This window comes from Nocardioides caricicola, from assembly GCF_039541135.1.
In the GTDB taxonomy this organism is placed as follows: domain Bacteria; phylum Actinomycetota; class Actinomycetes; order Propionibacteriales; family Nocardioidaceae; genus Nocardioides; species Nocardioides caricicola.
Genome location: NZ_BAABFQ010000009.1, coordinates 203,499 through 219,046, shown reverse-complemented (window position 1 = coordinate 219,046; position 15,548 = coordinate 203,499). Strand labels below are relative to the sequence as shown.

14 protein-coding genes and 1 pseudogene are annotated in these 15,548 nt (G+C 70.5%); 8 read left to right on the top strand and 7 right to left on the bottom strand.

Annotation, left to right across the window (positions count from 1 at the left end):
• Positions 1-34: 34 nt before the first annotated feature.
• Positions 35-1,615 carry a GMC family oxidoreductase gene (locus ABD875_RS20780; RefSeq protein WP_345181871.1) on the top strand — a complete coding sequence of 527 codons (1,581 nt, stop codon included), beginning with the start codon at positions 35-37 and terminating at the stop codon, positions 1,613-1,615.
• Complete coding sequence (locus ABD875_RS20775; protein ID WP_345181869.1) at positions 1,612-3,126, top strand: aldehyde dehydrogenase family protein; 1,515 nt, start codon at positions 1,612-1,614, stop codon at positions 3,124-3,126. Before ABD875_RS20780 ends, ABD875_RS20775 begins: the two co-directional genes overlap by 4 nt.
• 71 nt (positions 3,127-3,197) lie before the next feature.
• Here the strand turns inward: ABD875_RS20775 and ABD875_RS20770 are convergent, their stop codons facing one another.
• Positions 3,198-4,766, bottom strand: coding sequence for a methyl-accepting chemotaxis protein (locus ABD875_RS20770; protein WP_345181866.1), 1,569 nt, complete (start codon positions 4,764-4,766; stop codon positions 3,198-3,200).
• A gap of 195 nt (positions 4,767-4,961) precedes the next feature.
• Positions 4,962-5,681, bottom strand: coding sequence for a PAQR family membrane homeostasis protein TrhA (gene trhA / locus ABD875_RS20765; protein ID WP_345181864.1), 720 nt, complete (start codon positions 5,679-5,681; stop codon positions 4,962-4,964).
• A 95-nt stretch (positions 5,682-5,776) separates the two neighbouring features.
• Here trhA and ABD875_RS20760 point away from each other — a divergent pair, with 95 nt between their 5' ends.
• From ABD875_RS20760 to ABD875_RS20750, 3 genes are all read left to right on the top strand, one after another.
• Complete coding sequence (locus ABD875_RS20760; protein WP_345181862.1) at positions 5,777-6,553, top strand: isoprenyl transferase; 777 nt, start codon at positions 5,777-5,779, stop codon at positions 6,551-6,553.
• Between the two features lie 255 nt (positions 6,554-6,808).
• Positions 6,809-8,179: an RNA 5'-3' helicase PhoH2 gene (gene phoH2 / locus ABD875_RS20755; RefSeq protein ID WP_345181860.1), complete on the top strand. Its 1,371-nt coding sequence runs from the start codon at positions 6,809-6,811 to the stop codon at positions 8,177-8,179.
• A gap of 209 nt (positions 8,180-8,388) precedes the next feature.
• A complete protein-coding gene (locus ABD875_RS20750; RefSeq protein ID WP_345181858.1) occupies positions 8,389-9,057 on the top strand; it encodes an aggregation-promoting factor C-terminal-like domain-containing protein in 669 nt (222 codons plus the stop codon).
• 6 nt (positions 9,058-9,063) lie between these two features.
• Here the strand turns inward: ABD875_RS20750 and ABD875_RS20745 are convergent, their stop codons facing one another.
• From ABD875_RS20745 to ABD875_RS20735, 3 genes are read right to left on the bottom strand one after another with little or no spacing between them, the layout of a single operon-like run.
• Entirely contained in the window at positions 9,064-10,449 is a 1,386-nt protein-coding gene (locus ABD875_RS20745; protein ID WP_345181856.1) for a class II fumarate hydratase, read from the bottom strand.
• Positions 10,446-11,129 carry a spermidine synthase gene (locus ABD875_RS20740; protein WP_345181854.1) on the bottom strand — a complete coding sequence of 228 codons (684 nt, stop codon included), beginning with the start codon at positions 11,127-11,129 and terminating at the stop codon, positions 10,446-10,448. The genes ABD875_RS20745 and ABD875_RS20740 overlap by 4 nt, the downstream gene beginning before the upstream one ends.
• Positions 11,130-11,157: 28 nt before the next feature.
• Positions 11,158-11,436, bottom strand: a complete 279-nt coding sequence (locus ABD875_RS20735) for a TFIIB-type zinc ribbon-containing protein (RefSeq protein ID WP_345181852.1) — start codon at positions 11,434-11,436, stop codon at positions 11,158-11,160.
• 70 nt (positions 11,437-11,506) lie between these two features.
• Here ABD875_RS20735 and ABD875_RS20730 point away from each other — a divergent pair, with 70 nt between their 5' ends.
• Positions 11,507-11,716: a hypothetical protein gene (locus tag ABD875_RS20730; RefSeq protein ID WP_345181850.1), complete on the top strand. Its 210-nt coding sequence runs from the start codon at positions 11,507-11,509 to the stop codon at positions 11,714-11,716.
• A gap of 16 nt (positions 11,717-11,732) precedes the next feature.
• Positions 11,733-11,966 (top strand): annotated as a pseudogene (locus tag ABD875_RS22620) (DUF559 domain-containing protein); the annotation flags it as partial.
• A 44-nt stretch (positions 11,967-12,010) separates the two neighbouring features.
• On the opposite strand, the gene ABD875_RS20725 reads toward ABD875_RS22620, so the two are convergent.
• On the bottom strand, positions 12,011-13,720 hold the full coding sequence (locus ABD875_RS20725; protein ID WP_345181848.1) for a fumarate hydratase: 1,710 nt from the start codon (positions 13,718-13,720) through the stop codon (positions 12,011-12,013).
• A gap of 12 nt (positions 13,721-13,732) precedes the next feature.
• Between ABD875_RS20725 and ABD875_RS20720 the strand changes: the two genes are divergently transcribed.
• Complete coding sequence (locus ABD875_RS20720) at positions 13,733-14,353, top strand: DUF1707 SHOCT-like domain-containing protein (RefSeq protein WP_345181846.1); 621 nt, start codon at positions 13,733-13,735, stop codon at positions 14,351-14,353.
• Here ABD875_RS20720 and ABD875_RS20715 read toward each other — a convergent pair.
• Positions 14,340-15,545 (bottom strand): ABC transporter ATP-binding protein, encoded by a 1,206-nt coding sequence (locus tag ABD875_RS20715; RefSeq protein ID WP_345181844.1) that lies wholly within the window; start codon positions 15,543-15,545, stop codon positions 14,340-14,342. The two genes, ABD875_RS20720 and ABD875_RS20715, sit on opposite strands and share 14 nt — an antisense overlap.
• Positions 15,546-15,548 lie beyond the last annotated feature (3 nt).

Sequence of the window (15,548 nt, the reverse complement as noted above, 5' to 3'; positions counted from 1 at the left end):
CCACTGTGAGAGTCGTCACTGCGGCAGGAGCGGCATGGCTGAGGACACGTACGACTACGTCATCGTCGGTGCGGGAAGCGCCGGTGCGGTCCTGGCCGCCCGGTTGTCGGAGGACCCGGGCACCAGCGTGCTGCTGCTCGAGGCCGGTGGCGACGCCGAGGCCGACGAGATCAACATCCCGGCAGCGTTCGCGGCGCTCTTCAAGACCAAGCGCGACTGGAACTACGAGACCACCGAGCAGAAGCAGCTGCACGGCCGGCGGGCCTACTGGCCGCGGATGAAGGCGCTCGGCGGCTGCTCGTCGATGAACGCGATGATCTACATCCGCGGCAACCCGCTGGACTTCGACACCTGGCGCGACCAGTACGGCGCGACCGGGTGGGGGTACGACGACGTGCTGCCGTACTTCCTGCGCTCGGAGGACAACGCCCGGCTCGCCGGCCCGTTCCACGCGCAGGGCGGACCGCTGCGCGTGGAGGACCGGGTCTACACGCACCCGACGACCGACGCGTGGATCGAGAGCGCGGTCAGCGCCGGGATGAAGCGCACCGACGACTTCAACGGAGCGAGCCAGGAGGGCGCCGGCCGCTACCAGGTGACGTGCCGCAGGGGCCGGCGCTGGTCGACGTACAAGGCGTACCTCGAGCCCGCGAGCGGGCGCGCCAACCTCACCGTCACGACCGGGGCGCTGGCGTCGCGGATCGAGATCGCGGGGGAGCGCGCGACCGGGGTGACGTTCCGCCAGGGCGGCCGCGAGCACACGGTGCACGCGCGTCGCGAGGTGATCGTGTCCGGCGGCGCGATCAACAGCCCGCAGCTGCTGCTGCTGTCGGGCATCGGCCCGCGGGCGCACCTGGCCGAGGTCGGCGTCGACTCCCGGGTCGACCTGCCCGGCGTGGGGGCGAACCTCCAGGACCACCCGGTGGTGCCGATCATCTGGCACACCCGCGGCACGACCGACCTCGCCGAGCTCAACAACCTGCGCAACTTCGCCCGGTGGAAGGCGCGGGGCTCCGGGCCGCTGGCGTCGAACGTCGGGGAGGGCGGCGGGTACCTCGCCAGCCGCGACGGCCTGCCCGCGCCGGACGTCCAGGTCCACGTCGTGCCGACGGCGTTCTACGACAACGGCCTGCACGAGCCGACCCGGCGGTCGTTCACGGCCGCGCCGGCGCTCGTCCACGTCCGCAGCCGCGGCACGATCCGGTTGCGCTCGGCCGACCCGAGCTGGCACCCGGCGATCGACGCGGCGTACCTCGAGGACCAGTCCGACCTCGACGCGCTGCTCGCGGGAGCCCGCCGTACGTTCGAGATCTCCACGCAGGGAGCGCTCGCCGAGCTGCTGGAGTCGCCGTGGCGGCTGCCGGCCGACCCGTCCGACGACGACCTGCTCGAGCACATCCGCCGCTACGGGCAGACGCTCTACCACCCGACCTCGACCTGCGCGATGGGCACCGGGGAGGACGCCGTGGTCGATCCGGACCTGCGCGTGTACGGCGTCTCCGGCCTCCGCGTCGTCGACGCGTCGGTCATGCCCGACGTGCCCCGCGGCAACACCAACGCCCCCACCATCATGGTGGCCGAGAAGGCCGCCGACCTGATCAGGAGCTCGCGATGACCCAGGCACCGCCGTCGGCCACGACGTTCGAGTCGCTGAACCCTGCCAACGGCGACGTCGTCGGCACCCACCCGATCCACACCGAGGAGGAGGTCCGCGACGCGGTCGCGCGCGCCCGGGTCGAGGCGGCCTGGTGGGCGGGGCTGTCGTTCGACGAGCGCGGCAAGCACCTCTCGACCTGGAAGGGCGTGATGGTCCGGCGGCTCGCGCAGCTCGCGGACCTCATGCACCTCGAGATGGGCAAGCCGCACGGTGACGCGGTCATGGAGGCCGCCCTCGCGATCGACCACCTGAACTGGGCCGCGGGCCACGCCGAGAAGGTCCTCAAGCGCCGCAAGGTCGCCTCGGGCCTGCTGATGATGAACCAGGCGGCGACGGTGGAGTACCGCCCGCTCGGCGTCGTCGGTGTCATCGGGCCGTGGAACTACCCGGTGTTCACGCCGATGGGCTCGATCGTCTACGCCCTGGCCGCAGGGAACGCGGTCGTGTTCAAGCCGAGCGAGTACACGCCCGGGATCGGCGAGTGGCTCGCGCGCACGTTCCAGGAGTCGGTGGGCCGGCCGGTGCTCCAGGTGGTGACCGGGTTCGGCGAGACCGGCGCCGCGCTGTGCCGCTCCGGCGTCGACAAGGTCGCGTTCACGGGCTCGACCGAGACCGGCAAGCGGGTGATGGCGGCGTGCGCCGAGACGCTCACGCCCGTGGTCATCGAGGCCGGCGGCAAGGACTCCGTGATCGTCGACCAGGACGCCGACATCGAGGCCGCCGCGGACGCCGCGCTCTGGGGCGCCTGCAGCAACGCAGGCCAGACCTGCACCGGCGTCGAGCGCATCTACGTCCACGAGCGCGTGTACGACGAGTTCGTCGCCTCGATCACCGAGAAGGCGAAGGGGCTGAGCGCCTTCGAGGGCGACGACTCGCCGATCGGTCCCATCACGATGCCCAAGCAGCTGGACGTGATCCGCGGGCACATCCAGGACGCGCTGAGCCGCGGCGGCCGGGCGCTGGTCGGCGGCGCCGACGCCGTGGGCGAGCGCTTCGTGCAGCCGACCATCTTGGTCGACGTGCCGGAGGACTCGACCGCGGTCACCGAGGAGACGTTCGGCCCGACGGTGACGATCGCCAAGGTGCGCGACATGGACGAGGCGGTCGAGCGCACGAACGCGACCCGCTACGGGCTGGGCAACTCGGTGTTCAGCAAGGCCAACGGCATGGCGATCGCCGAGCGGGTCCGCTCCGGCATGTCGTCGATCAACGGCGTCATCACCTTCGCCGCGATCCCGAACCTGCCGTTCGGCGGCGTGGGTGACTCGGGCTTCGGCAGGATCCACGGCGCCGACGGCCTCAAGGAGTTCTGCTACGCGAAGGCGATCGCGCGGCAGCGGTTCAAGCCGATGCTCAACCTCACGTCGTTCAGCCGGACCGACAAGGCCGACCAGCAGCTGGCCGGCATGCTCACCATGCTCCACGGGCGAGGGACGACGGTCGGCCCGGAGCTGCCCGACCGAGACTGAGACCACCCTGCCACGGCGGGAGGCGGCGTCCCCGAGACGCGTCGCCGCCCACCGTGGCGGTGGCTCATGGGTCACGCGAGCGTGAAGCGACCCACCTCGGTCCGCAGCTCCTGCGACATGCGCGAGAGCTCGGAGATCGCGGAGAGCGTCTGGTTGACCGCCTGCGTGGTGGTGTCGGCCGCGGCGGCCACGCCGGAGATGTTCTCGGCGATCTGGCCCGAGCCGGTGGAGGCCTCGGCGACGTTGCGCGCCATCTCGTTGGTGGTGGCGGTCTGCTCCTCGACCGCCGAGGCGATCGTGAGCTGGTAGTCGTTGATCGAGCCGATGATGGTCGCGATCTCGCCGATCGCGGTCACGGCACCGCCGGTGTCGCCCTGGATGGTCTCGACGCGGCGGGCGATGTCTTCGGTGGCCCGCGCGGTCTCCTGCGCGAGCTCCTTGACCTCGTTGGCCACGACCGCGAAGCCCTTGCCGGCCTCACCGGCCCGGGCGGCCTCGATGGTCGCGTTGAGCGCCAGCAGGTTGGTCTGCTCGGCGATCGAGGTGATCACCTTGACGACGTCGCCGATCTCCTGGCTCGACGTACCGAGCTTGGCGACGGTCTCGTTGGTCGTCTCGACCATGCCGACGGCCTGCGCGGCGACGCGGGCGGCGTCGTTCGCCGAGCCGGCGATCTCGCGGATCGAGGCGCCCATCTCCTCGGCGCCGGCGGCGACGGTCTGCACGTTGCGCGACACCTCGTCGGCGGCACCGGAGACGACGCCGGCCTGGACCGAGGTCTCCTCGGCGCCCGCGGCGATCTCCTGCGAGGAGGCCGAGAGCTGCTCCGACGCGGCGGCGACCGCGTCCGCGGAGCCCGCGACGGTCGTGACGATCGCGCTGACGGACTCGATGGTCTGGTTGAACGCGATCGAGATGTCGCCGGCCTCGCCGGACGTCTTCTCGTCCAGGCGGTGGGTCAGGTCGCCGGCGGCGAAGCGCTGCAGGGCGGCGACGGCGTCCTTAAGCGGACGGACCAGGCTGCGGGTGATCACGAAGGCGAGACCCGCGGCGACGAGCAGTCCGATGACCGAGAAGATCAGCACGATCGTGCGCATGCTGTCGGCGGCGTCGATGGTCGCCTGCGAGGCCTCGACCGAGTCCTCGTCGAGCATCTCGATCATGGCGCCGAGGGAGTCGTCCATCTTCTCGTTGGAGACCTGGATCTGCTCGGCCTTGGCGCGCTGGGCGTCCTGGTCGGCGACGGCGGCGTCGACGAACGCCGCGATCTCCGAGGTGTACGTCGCGAAGTCCGCCTCCATGGCGTCGATGGTCTTCTTGTCGTCCGTGTCCAGGTCGAGCTTGCGCATCTCGGCGATGAAGTCGGCCACCTGCTGGGTGTCGTCGGCCACGTCGGCCTGGGCGCTGGACGGGTCGTCGAGCGTGACGGCCTTGAACGCGTCCACCTTGAGCTCGCTGGAGCGGGTGTCGAGCGACTGGACCAGCGCGCGGGCCTGGTTGTGCGTCTTCGCGCGCTCGGCATCGGACTTCACCTCGCCGGCGCTCGACCAGGCGATGGCGGAGATCAGGATCGCGGACGTGAGTCCGATGGCGGTGATGGCGGCGATGCGGCGACCGACCGTCCAGCGGATGTTTCTCATGAGGGCGTTTCCTTCCAGCGTCCGGCAGGGACGCACAACCGACGGGCCGAGACAGGCCGAGCCAGGGAGCCCGGTCAAGGGGTGCATCGGTTGTTGAAAGGTGAACCTGAGCCGCTCGGGCGAAAAGGTTCTATCGGTCTAGCGCGGACCGTGTCTGAGGGCTTCTCCGAGAAATTTCGGGCGAGAACCGTCCGTTCAGCGCAGCGAGTAGGTCGCCAGCGAGACGCCGACGTAGTGCGACACGAACGCCAGGACCGTGAAGGTGTGGAACACCTCGTGGAAGCCGAACCAGCGCGGCCACGGGTTCGGCCGCTTGAAGCCGTACACGACCCCGCCGAACGTGTAGAGCGCACCCCCGACGACGATCAGCGTGAACGTCGCGATCCCGACGCCGACGCCGAGCCGGGTCGCCCCGTCGAGGAAGCTCGGGATGAAGAAGATCGCGGCCCAGCCGAGCGCGATGTACAGCGGCACGTAGAGCCAGCGGGGCGCGTCGGTCCAGAAGACCCGGAACCCGACCCCGAGGATCGCCCCCGTCCACACCGTGGCGAGCAGCACGACCTGCTGGGTGCCGTCGAGCAGGATCACCGCGAACGGCGTGTAGGAGCCGGCGATGAGCAGGAAGATGTTCGAGTGGTCGAAGCGGCGCAGGAACGCCCACGTCCGCGGGGACCAGGTGCCGGTGTGGTAGATCGCCGACACGGTGAACAGGATGAGCGCCGAGCCGACGAAGAGCGCCGAGGCGGCGCGGGTGGCGGCGTTCGGGGAGAGCGCGATGAGCACGACGCCCGCGGCGAGCGTCAGCGGCGCGATCCCGAGGTGGAGCCAGCCGCGCAGCTTGGGCTTCACGTCGGCGATGACGTCCGACAGCGTGTCCAGGCCGGCACGCACCGTCTCGTTCATCGAGTGACTCATGAGTAGCAACCTACCCAACGGGCGGGCACGCAACCCCCTCGTGCGATGAACGTCATGTCAACCATTCGGCCACGCCGCGCTTGTAGCATCGAGGGGTGGCGGACTGGAAGCGTGGACTCCGGCGGGTGCTCTACCCGGCGTACGAGGCACGGATGCTCCGCCGGATGCCCTCGGAGGACCTCCCGAAGCACATCGGGGTCATGCTCGACGGCAACCGCCGCTGGGCCAAGGCCGTCGGCCGCGACACCGCGCACGGCCACCGGGCTGGGGCGGCGAACATCGAGCCGCTGCTCGGCTGGTGCGACGAGGTCGGCATCGAGGTGGTCACCCTCTGGCTGCTCTCGACCGACAACCTGAACCGGCCCGAGGCCCAGCTCGCCCCGCTCCTCGAGATCATCGGCGACGCGGTCGCCTCGCTCGCCGACCAGCGGCGGTGGCGGATCCACCCGGTCGGGGCCCTCGACCTGCTGCCGGCCCCGCTGGCGGAGAAGCTCAAGGCCGCCGAGGAGGCCACCCGCGACGTCGACGGGATGCTGGTCAACGTGGCCGTGGGGTACGGCGGGCGGCGCGAGATCGCCGACGCCGTACGCTCCCTGCTCCAGGAGGCCGCCGCCGAGGGCACCTCGATGGAGGAGCTCGCCGAGATGATCGACGTCGAGCACATCGCCGAGCACCTCTACACCAAGGGCCAGCCCGATCCCGACCTCGTGATCCGCACCTCGGGCGAGCAGCGGCTCGGGGGGTTCCTGCTGTGGCAGAGCGCCCGCTCGGAGTTCTACTTCTGCGAGGCCTACTGGCCCGACTTCCGGCGGGTGGACTTCCTGCGCGCCATCCGCGCCTACGCGCAGCGCGAACGTCGCTTCGGGTCGTAACAGAGGGTTCACGTCCCGGTTGCGGCGTGTCGCCCGAAACCGCCGGGGTCGCGGCGTACTTTCCGGATATCGGGGAGTGGGGAAGCTCCCTGTACCGGGAGGCCCGTTCGTGAGAACTCACGACTGCACAGTGCGGCAGCCTCGCTGCCGCGCGACCGGGAGCCGGCACTCCGGCGCTCGGGCTCGTTCCGGTCCGTCTGCTTGAAACCGAAGCCGGCGGAGAGTGCGCTCGCCGGCTGACAAAAGGGGTCACCGGTGCCGACAACGGTCCAGAAGTCGCAGCGCTCCGCTTCCTCCACCGCCTCGAAGGCTCGTGCCAAAGCCACGCCCGGCGTTCGCACGTACGTCCTCGACACCAGCGTGCTGCTGGCCGACCCCGGGGCGCTGCGGCGCTTCGCGGAGCACGAGGTCGTGCTCCCGGTCGTGGTCATCACCGAGCTGGAGGGCAAGCGGCACCACCCTGAGCTGGGCTACTTCGCCCGCGCGGCCCTGCGGATGCTCGACGAGCTGCGCGTGACGCACGGGCGGCTCGACGAGCCGATCCCGGTGGGTGACGAGGGCGGCACGATCCGGGTCGAGCTCAACCACACCGACCCGGAGGCGCTGCCGTCGGGCTTCCGGCTCGGCGACAACGACACCCGGATCCTCGCGGTCGCGTGCAACCTGGCCAACGAGGGCAACGACGTCACGCTGGTCTCCAAGGACCTGCCGCTGCGGATCAAGGCGTCCGCGGTCGGCCTCGCGGCCGAGGAGTACCGCGCCGAGGCGATCAGCGACTCCGACACCGGCTACTCCGGCATGGCCGAGCTCGAGGTCACGGCGGTCGAGGTCGACGAGCTGTACGACGACGGCGTGCTCGACCTCGCCGAGGCGCGCGACCTGCCCTGCCACCAGGGCCTGGTGCTGCTCTCCGACCGCGGCACGGCGCTCGGGCGGGTCGGTCCCGACAAGCGCGTGCACCTGGTGCGCGGCGACCGGGAGGCGTTCGGCATCCACGGTCGCTCGGCCGAGCAGCGGATCGCGCTGGAGATGCTGCTCGACCCCGAGGTCGGCATCGTGTCGCTCGGTGGTCGCGCCGGCACCGGCAAGTCCGCGCTCGCGCTGTGCGCGGGGCTGGAGGCGGTGATGGAGCGCGGGCAGCACAAGAAGGTCGTGGTGTTCCGGCCGCTGTTCGCGGTCGGCGGCCAGGAGCTCGGCTACCTGCCCGGCTCGGAGTCGGAGAAGATGTCGCCCTGGGGCCAGGCGGTGTTCGACACCCTCGGTGCGATGACCTCGAAGGACGTCATCGACGAGATCCTCGACCGCGGCATGCTCGAGGTGCTCCCGCTGACCCACATCCGCGGCCGCTCGCTGCACGACGCGTTCGTGATCGTCGACGAGGCGCAGTCCCTGGAGCGCAACGTGCTGCTCACCGTGCTCTCGCGCATCGGCGCCAACTCCAAGGTGGTGCTCACCCACGACGTCGCCCAGCGCGACAACCTGCGCGTCGGCCGGCACGACGGCGTCGTCGCGGTCGTGGAGAAGCTCAAGGGCCACCCGCTGTTCGCGCACGTCACGCTGACCCGGTCCGAGCGCTCGCCGATCGCGGCGCTGGTGACCGAGATGCTGGAGTCGGTGGCGATCTGACGGTGTGACGTTGGTCGTGATCTGTGTCGGAATCCCCGGTGGGCCGGGGATTCCGACACACGTCTGAGGCCACTGATGCAGATGTGATGAATGAGGCGTCACGTTTGCGCAGTTCGATTGGTCTGCCGCCGATCGATCAGGCAGGGTGGCCCGTGACCTTTTCGTGACCTGTCGCCCCGAGTCCGCGTACCCGAACCCGAGACGAGCCCTTGTCCAAGCCCCCGAAGTACGTCCCGAAGCACCGCCATGCCCCGGAGCCGTCGGCTCTCACGAAGGTGCCGCGCACGTTCCTGCGCAGCACCGTCGTGACGTCCGGACTGGCCGCCGCAGCGACCGGGCTCGCGATCTCCGCGGGCGTCCTGGCGGCACCGGACGACGTCACGTCGGCGGCCGAGGACATCGGCTCGACGGTCACGGGATCCGCGGACGCCGCGGACACCGCGGACGTGAGTACGCCGGTCGACCGTGAGCCCACCGTGTCCCGGGCCTTCGACCGACGCGCGGCCGACCCGGCCAAGAAGGCGGCGCTCTCGGTGGACGAGGGCCCCGCGGTCACCGGCACGGTGAGCCTCGCCGACGGCGACCCGCGCGACATCGCCCGGGCGCTGATGCCCCAGTTCGGCTTCGGCTCCGACCAGTTCGGCTGCCTGGACTCGCTGTGGACGCGCGAGAGCAACTGGGACCCGGCTGCCCACAACCCCTCCTCCGGCGCCCACGGCATCCCGCAGTCGCTGCCCGGGTCCAAGATGGCCTCGGCCGGCTCGGACTGGGAGACCAACCCGGTCACCCAGATCACCTGGGGCCTGGGCTACATCCAGGAGCGGTACGGCAGCCCGTGCAGCGCCTGGGCGCACTCCGAGTCCGTCGGGTGGTACTGACCCTCCCTAGGGCCGCGTCATCGACTCCACGTCGAGAGCCTCGTCGAGCTGCTCCTCGGTGAGCTCGCCACGTTCGACGTACCCCAGCTTGATCACGGTCTCGCGGATGGTCGCGCCGTCGGCGAGCGCCTGCTTGGCGACCTTCGCCGCGGCCTCGTAGCCGATGTGCTTGTTGAGCGGCGTGACGACCGACGGCGACGACTCGGCGTACTGGCGCATCCGGTCGGCGTTCGCGGTGATCCCGTCCACGCAGCGCTGCGCGAGCAGCTGCGACGCCGCGGCCAGGAGCCGGACCGACTCGAGGACGTTGCGCGCGATGACCGGCATCGCGACGTTCAGCTCGAAGCTGCCGCTCGCGCCGGCCGCCGTGACGGCGGCGTCGTTGCCGACGACCTGGAAGCACACCATCAGCGTGGCCTCCGGAAGCACCGGGTTCACCTTGCCGGGCATGATGCTCGACCCCGGCTGCAGGTCGGGGAGATGGATCTCGGCGAGACCGGTGGTCGGGCCGGACGACATCCAGCGCAGGTCGTTGCAGATCTTGGTCAGCCCGACGGCGTAGGTGCGCAGCACCCCGCTCAGCTCGACCAGGGAGTCGCGGGTGGCCTGGGCCTCGAAGTGGTTGCGCGCCTCGGTGAACGGCTGCCCGGTCGTCTCGGCGAGTACGGCGATGACCCGCTCGGCGAACCCGGGCGGGGTGTTGATGCCGGTGCCGACCGCCGTCCCACCCAGGGGCAGCTCGCGCACCCGGGGGAGGACCGACTCGAGGCGCTCGGCGGCGTACCGCACCGTGGCGGCGTAGCCGCCGAACTCCTGGCCGAGCATCACCGGCGTCGCGTCCATCAGGTGGGTGCGCCCCGACTTCACGAGGCCGGCGAACTCGTCGGCCTTGCGCTCGAGGCTGCCCGCGAGGACGTCCAGCGCGGGCAGCAGCGTGCCGGTGACGGCGAGCGCCGCGGCGACGTGGATCGCGGTGGGGAAGGTGTCGTTGCTCGACTGGCTGGCGTTGACGTGGTCGTTGGGGTGCACGCCCCCGCCGGCGATCGTGGCGATCACCTCGTTGGCGTTCATGTTGGAGCTGGTGCCCGAGCCGGTCTGGAAGACGTCGATCGGGAACTCGGCGTCGTGGTCGCCCGCGATCACCTCGCGGGCTGCGGCGGCGATCGCGTGGGCCCGCTCCTGGTCGAGCACGCCGAGCTCGCCGTTCACCACGGCCGCGGCCGCCTTCACGTGCCCGATCGCCCGGATGAGCGCGGGCTCGATCGGCGTCCCGCTGATCGGGAAGTTCTCCACCGCCCGTTGGGTCTGGGCCTTCCAGAGCGCGTCCCGCGGGACGCGCACCTCGCCCATGCTGTCGTGCTCGACGCGGTACTCGCCCTGGGACTCGGTCATGTGTCGGACGGTACCCGCGCCGCATAGAGCCAGTACTGCTCCTCGCGGTCCTGCAGCAGCACGTCGTGGCCGTAGCCGTGCGCCTCGCCGAACACGGTGCGCATCTCCTGCTCGAGCTCGGGCGCCTTGTCGGCGGACCAGATCACCAGCACGCCCCCGGGCCGGAGGGCGGCGCGCGCGGTGGTGAGGAACGGTGCGCGGTACAGCGCGGCGTTCGCGTCGTGCACGAGGTAGCCCGGGCCGTTGTCGACGTCCAGCAGGACCAGGTCGTACGACGCCGGGGTGGCCTCGGCGAGCGCCACCGCGATGTCGGCGACGACGATGTGCACCCGCTCGTCGGCCAGCAGCGCGGGGCCGTGCGGCACGGTGCCGTCGCGCATCCAGTCGACCAGCGGCTGCTCGATCTCGACGACCGCGCACTTCTCCACCCGGCTGTCGCGCAGCACCTCGTGCATGGTGAACCCGAGACCGAGCCCGCCCACGACGACCGCCCGCGGCTCCTCGACCTGCGCGAGCGCCGCCTCGGCCAGCGCCTGCTCGGTGCTGGTCTGCAGCGTGTCCATCACGAACACGCCGTTGGCGCGCAGCTCCAGCACCGCGGGGGCGTGCTCGGCGCGGCGCTCGCGCAGCACCAGCTCCCCGCGCTCGGTCTCGGCCCGCGCGATCTCGACGTACTCCACGGGCGTCAGTCTGGCGGACCGCCCCAGCTCAGTCGAAGATCTCGCTGAGCCAGCTCTCCTTGCGCTTCTTCTTGTACGGCTGCTGGTAGCCCTGCTGGTAGCCCTGCTGGGGCTGCTGGTACTGCTGCTGCGGCGGCTGCTGGTACTGCTGCTGCGGCGGCGGACCCGGCTGCGAAGCGGCGCGCTCGATGATCTTGTCGAGCTCGCCGCGATCGAGCCACACGCCGCGGCACGTCGGGCAGTAGTCGATCTCGATACCGCTGCGCTCGCTCATCACGAGCGTGGTCTGGTCGGTGGGGCACTGCATGTGGTGTCCTCTCGTCGTTCACCCGGTGCAACGGATGAGTCCCGCGCAGGGTTCCGGGTACCGCTCTCGCATGAATGAGAACACGCAGGACGGTCAGGTGTCCGAGGTCAGCGCCCTGCGCGACCCCCACGAGGCGATCTCCGACGGCGACTCCGTCGCCGGCCAGCCCGAGGCCGTGAGCGGCGACGTCGACGAGGGCCCCACCGGCCCCGACGCGGTCACCAACGACGCCCGCCAGGACCACCACCCCGACCAGGACGACGTGGAGACCACGGGCTGACTGCCCGGCGGAGGCCATCGGGACCGAGCTCCTGCGCGTCTGCCGTGACAGGCGGGGTCGCTACTACCTCGATCTCGCCTGGCCGAGCTGGCGGCTGGTCGTCGAGATCGATGGCATCCACCATGCCTGGGCGGAGAACGTCGTCGGTGACGCACTGCGACACCACGCCATCGCGCTCCAGGGTGACGTCGTCCTGCGCATCCCACTTCTGGGGCTGCGGCTCGAGCCTGATGAGTTCTTCCGCCAGATCCGTGAGGCGCTCGAGTCGGCCGGGCGGAGCCGGAGCTGCGGCGGCTACTCCGCGGAGCGCACCCGCAGCCCGGTGATCGGCACCGTCACCGTGCCGGACGGGTCGGTGAAGAAGTCGTTGCCCTTGTCGTCGACGACGATGAACGCCGGGAAGTCCTCGACCTCGATCTTCCAGACCGCCTCCATGCCGAGCTCCTCGTACTCCAGCACCGAGACGGACTTGATGCAGTCCTGGGCGAGGCGGGCGGCGGGGCCGCCGATCGAGCCGAGGTAGAAGCCGCCGTGCGTCGCGCACGCCTCGGTGACCTGCTTGGAGCGGTTGCCCTTGGCCAGCATGACCATCGACCCGCCGGCCGCCTGGAAGTCCGCGACGTAGGAGTCCATGCGGCCCGCCGTGGTCGGACCGAACGAGCCGGACGCGAGGCCCTCGGGGGTCTTCGCCGGGCCGGCGTAGTAGACCGGGTGGTCCTTGAGGTACGACGGCATCTCCTCGCCGGCGTCGAGGCGCTCCTTGATCTTGGCGTGCGCGATGTCGCGGGCCACGACCAGCGGCCCGGTGAGCGAGAGCCGGGTCTTCACGGGGTACTGCGAGAGCTGCGCGAGGATCTCCGACATCGGCCGGTTGAGGTCGACCGGGACGACCTCGCCGCCCGCGATGTCCTCGGCGATCCCGGCGTCGGGCATGTAGTGCGCCGGGTCGGTCTCGAGCTGCTCGAGGAAGATCCCCTCCGGGGTGATCTTGCCGAGCGCCTGCCGGTCCGCCGAGCAGGACACCGCGATCGCGACCGGGCACGAGGCGCCGTGGCGGGGCAGCCGCACGACCCGCACGTCGTGGCAGAAGTACTTGCCGCCGAACTGCGCGCCGATCCCGAACGACTGCGTCAGCTTGAAGACCTCCTCCTCCAGCTCCACGTCCCGGAAGCCGTGCGCGGACATCGAGCCGGACGTCGGGAGGTTGTCGAGGTAGTGCGCCGAGGCGTACTTGGCTGTCTTCAGCGCGAACTCCGCCGAGGTTCCGCCGATCACCACCGCCAGGTGGTACGGCGGGCACGCGGCCGTGCCGAGCGAGCGGATCTTCTCGTCGAGGAACTTCAGCAGCCGCTGCGGGTTCAGGATCGCCTTGGTCTCCTGGAACAGGAACGACTTGTTGGCCGAGCCGCCGCCCTTGGCCATGAAGAGGAACTTGTACTCCGGCTTCTCGGACGTCTGCGGCGTCGAGTAGATCTCGATCTGCGCCGGCAGGTTGGTGCCGGTGTTCTTCTCGTCGTACGTCGTCAGCGGCGCGAGCTGCGAGTAGCGCAGGTTGAGCTTCGTGTAGGCGTCGTACACACCGCGCGAGATCGCCTCGCCGTCGTCCGCGCCGGTCAGCACGCCCTCGGACTTCTTGCCCATCACGATCGCGGTGCCGGTGTCCTGGCACATCGGCAGCACCCCGCCGGCGGAGATGTTGACGTTCTTGAGCAGGTCGAGCGCGACGAACCGGTCGTTCCCGGACGCCTCCGGGTCGTCAATGATCTTGCGCAGCTGCGCGAGGTGCGCCGGGCGCAGGTAGTGGCTGATGTCGTGCATCGCCTCGGCGGTCAGGCGCTGGATCGCCTCCGGCGAGACCTGCAGGAACGTCCGGCCGTTCGCCTCGAACGTCGAGACCCCCTCGGTCGAGACCAGCCGGTACGGCGTCTCGTCCTTCCCGGTCGGCAGAAGGTCGGAGTACAGGAACTCAGCTTCGCTCACGAACGCCAAGAGTATCGGCCCCATTACGCTGGGCCCATGGTGGGAGAGCTCGAGCCGGACCGGTCCCAGATGCGCATCTCGGACGCCGACCGGCACCACGTCTCGGAGATCCTCCGCGAGGCCGCCGGCGAGGGCCGTCTCGAGCTGGACGAGCTCGACGAGCGCCTGGCAGCGACGTACGCCGCGCGCACGTACGCCGACCTGGTGCCGATCACGCAGGACCTGCCGGCGCAGCGCCCCGTGCATGCCCCGGCGCCGCAGCCCGCCGCCGCTCTGGCAACGCGCCACGAGTCGTCGGTCGCGATCATGAGCGGGTCCACGCGCACAGGCGTCTGGGAGGTCGGACCGTCCTACAGCGCGTTCTGCGTCATGGGTGGGGTCGACGTCGACCTGCGCGAGGCGGTCTTCGCCAGCCATCAGGTCGAGATCACCGCGAACACGCTGATGGGCGGCATCGACATCATCGTGAACGCGCACACCCGCGTCATCGTCGAGGGCGCCGGGGTCATGGGCACCTTCGAGCAGGCGCGCGACAAGGTCGAGCCGCAGCTGACTCCGGACTCGCCGGTGGTCCGGGTGCGCGGAGTCGCCCTGATGGGCGCTGTCACGGTGGTGCGCAAGGGACCGCCGAAGGGGAGCTCCCTCATGAAGGCGTAGCGGCCTCCTGCTGCTCGGGGATCCGGCCGGCGTTCTCACGGTCGACCGTGAGGTTCTCGCCGGTGGTGGGGTCGAAGAGGTGCATCTTCGAGCCGTCGACCCAGATCTCGGCCTCCTCGCCCTCGCTGATCCGGCTGGCGCCGTCCAGCGACACGACCAGCTGGCGGTGCATGGACTCGCCGTCGAGGTCGCGCTCGAGCTGGCGCAGCTGCTCCTCGACCTCGGGCGGGGCCTCGAAGGGGATGTAGGCGTAGGTCTCGTTGCCGAGCCACTCCACGACCTCGACCTTCGCCCGGAACGTCGAGCCGGTCATCGGCCCGCTCTTCACCGACGCGTCCTCGAAGTGCTCCGGGCGGATGCCGGCCATCAGCAGTCCCTTGCCCTGGGCCCGGTCGGCCTTCTCGCGCGGGATCTCGACCTCGCCGAACGGCAGCTTCACCCGGCGGCCCTCGACGGTCGCGGGCAGGAAGTTCATCGGCGGCGAGCCGATGAAGCCGGCCACGAACAGGTTGCCCGGGTTCTCGTACAGCTCGCGCGGGGTGGCGAGCTGCTGCAGGAGACCGCGCTTGAGCACGGCGACCCGGTCGCCGAGCGTCATCGCCTCGGTCTGGTCGTGGGTCACGTAGACGGTCGTGATGCCGAGCCGCTTCTGCAGCCGGGAGATCTCCGTGCGCATCTGGCCGCGCAGCTTCGCGTCGAGGTTCGACAGCGGCTCGTCGAACAGGAACGCGTCGGCCTTGCGCACGATCGCGCGGCCCATGGCGACCCGCTGGCGCTGACCACCGGACAGGTTCGCGGGCTTGCGCTCGAGGTGCTCGTCGAGCTCGAGGGTCTTCGATGCCTCACGCACCAGCTTGTCGACCTCGTCGTTCGACACCTTGGCCAGCCGCAGCGGGAACGCGATGTTCTCGTAGACGGTCAGGTGGGGGTAGAGCGCGTAGTTCTGGAACACCATCGCGAGGTTCCGGTCGCGCGGTGCGAGGTCGTTGACCCGCCGGTCGCCGATCATCATGTCGCCGGACGTGATGTCCTCGAGGCCGACGATCATCCGCAGCAGCGTCGACTTCCCGCAGCCGGACGGACCGACGAGGATCATGAACTCGCCGTCCTGCACGTCGATGCTGACGTCGTTCACGGCGGGGAAGCCGTCGCCGTACTGCTTGACGATGTTCCTCATGTCGATGGAAGCCATCGG

What these genes read in the sequence shown, in the direction of transcription:
- ABD875_RS20780 (WP_345181871.1), top strand. Translation starts at nt 35, where the DNA reads ATGGCTGAGGACACGTACGACTACGTCATCGTCGGTGCGGGAAGCGCC.
- ABD875_RS20775 (WP_345181869.1), top strand. Translation starts at nt 1,612, where the DNA reads ATGACCCAGGCACCGCCGTCGGCCACGACGTTCGAGTCGCTGAACCCT.
- ABD875_RS20770 (WP_345181866.1), bottom strand. Translation starts at nt 4,766, where the DNA reads ATGAGAAACATCCGCTGGACGGTCGGTCGCCGCATCGCCGCCATCACC.
- trhA (WP_345181864.1), bottom strand. Translation starts at nt 5,681, where the DNA reads ATGAGTCACTCGATGAACGAGACGGTGCGTGCCGGCCTGGACACGCTG.
- ABD875_RS20745 (WP_345181856.1), bottom strand. Translation starts at nt 10,449, where the DNA reads ATGACCGAGTCCCAGGGCGAGTACCGCGTCGAGCACGACAGCATGGGC.
- ABD875_RS20735 (WP_345181852.1), bottom strand. Translation starts at nt 11,436, where the DNA reads ATGCAGTGCCCCACCGACCAGACCACGCTCGTGATGAGCGAGCGCAGC.
- ABD875_RS20730 (WP_345181850.1), top strand. Translation starts at nt 11,507, where the DNA reads ATGAATGAGAACACGCAGGACGGTCAGGTGTCCGAGGTCAGCGCCCTG.
- ABD875_RS20725 (WP_345181848.1), bottom strand. Translation starts at nt 13,720, where the DNA reads ATGGGGCCGATACTCTTGGCGTTCGTGAGCGAAGCTGAGTTCCTGTAC.
- ABD875_RS20720 (WP_345181846.1), top strand. Translation starts at nt 13,733, where the DNA reads ATGGTGGGAGAGCTCGAGCCGGACCGGTCCCAGATGCGCATCTCGGAC.
- ABD875_RS20715 (WP_345181844.1), bottom strand. Translation starts at nt 15,545, where the DNA reads ATGGCTTCCATCGACATGAGGAACATCGTCAAGCAGTACGGCGACGGC.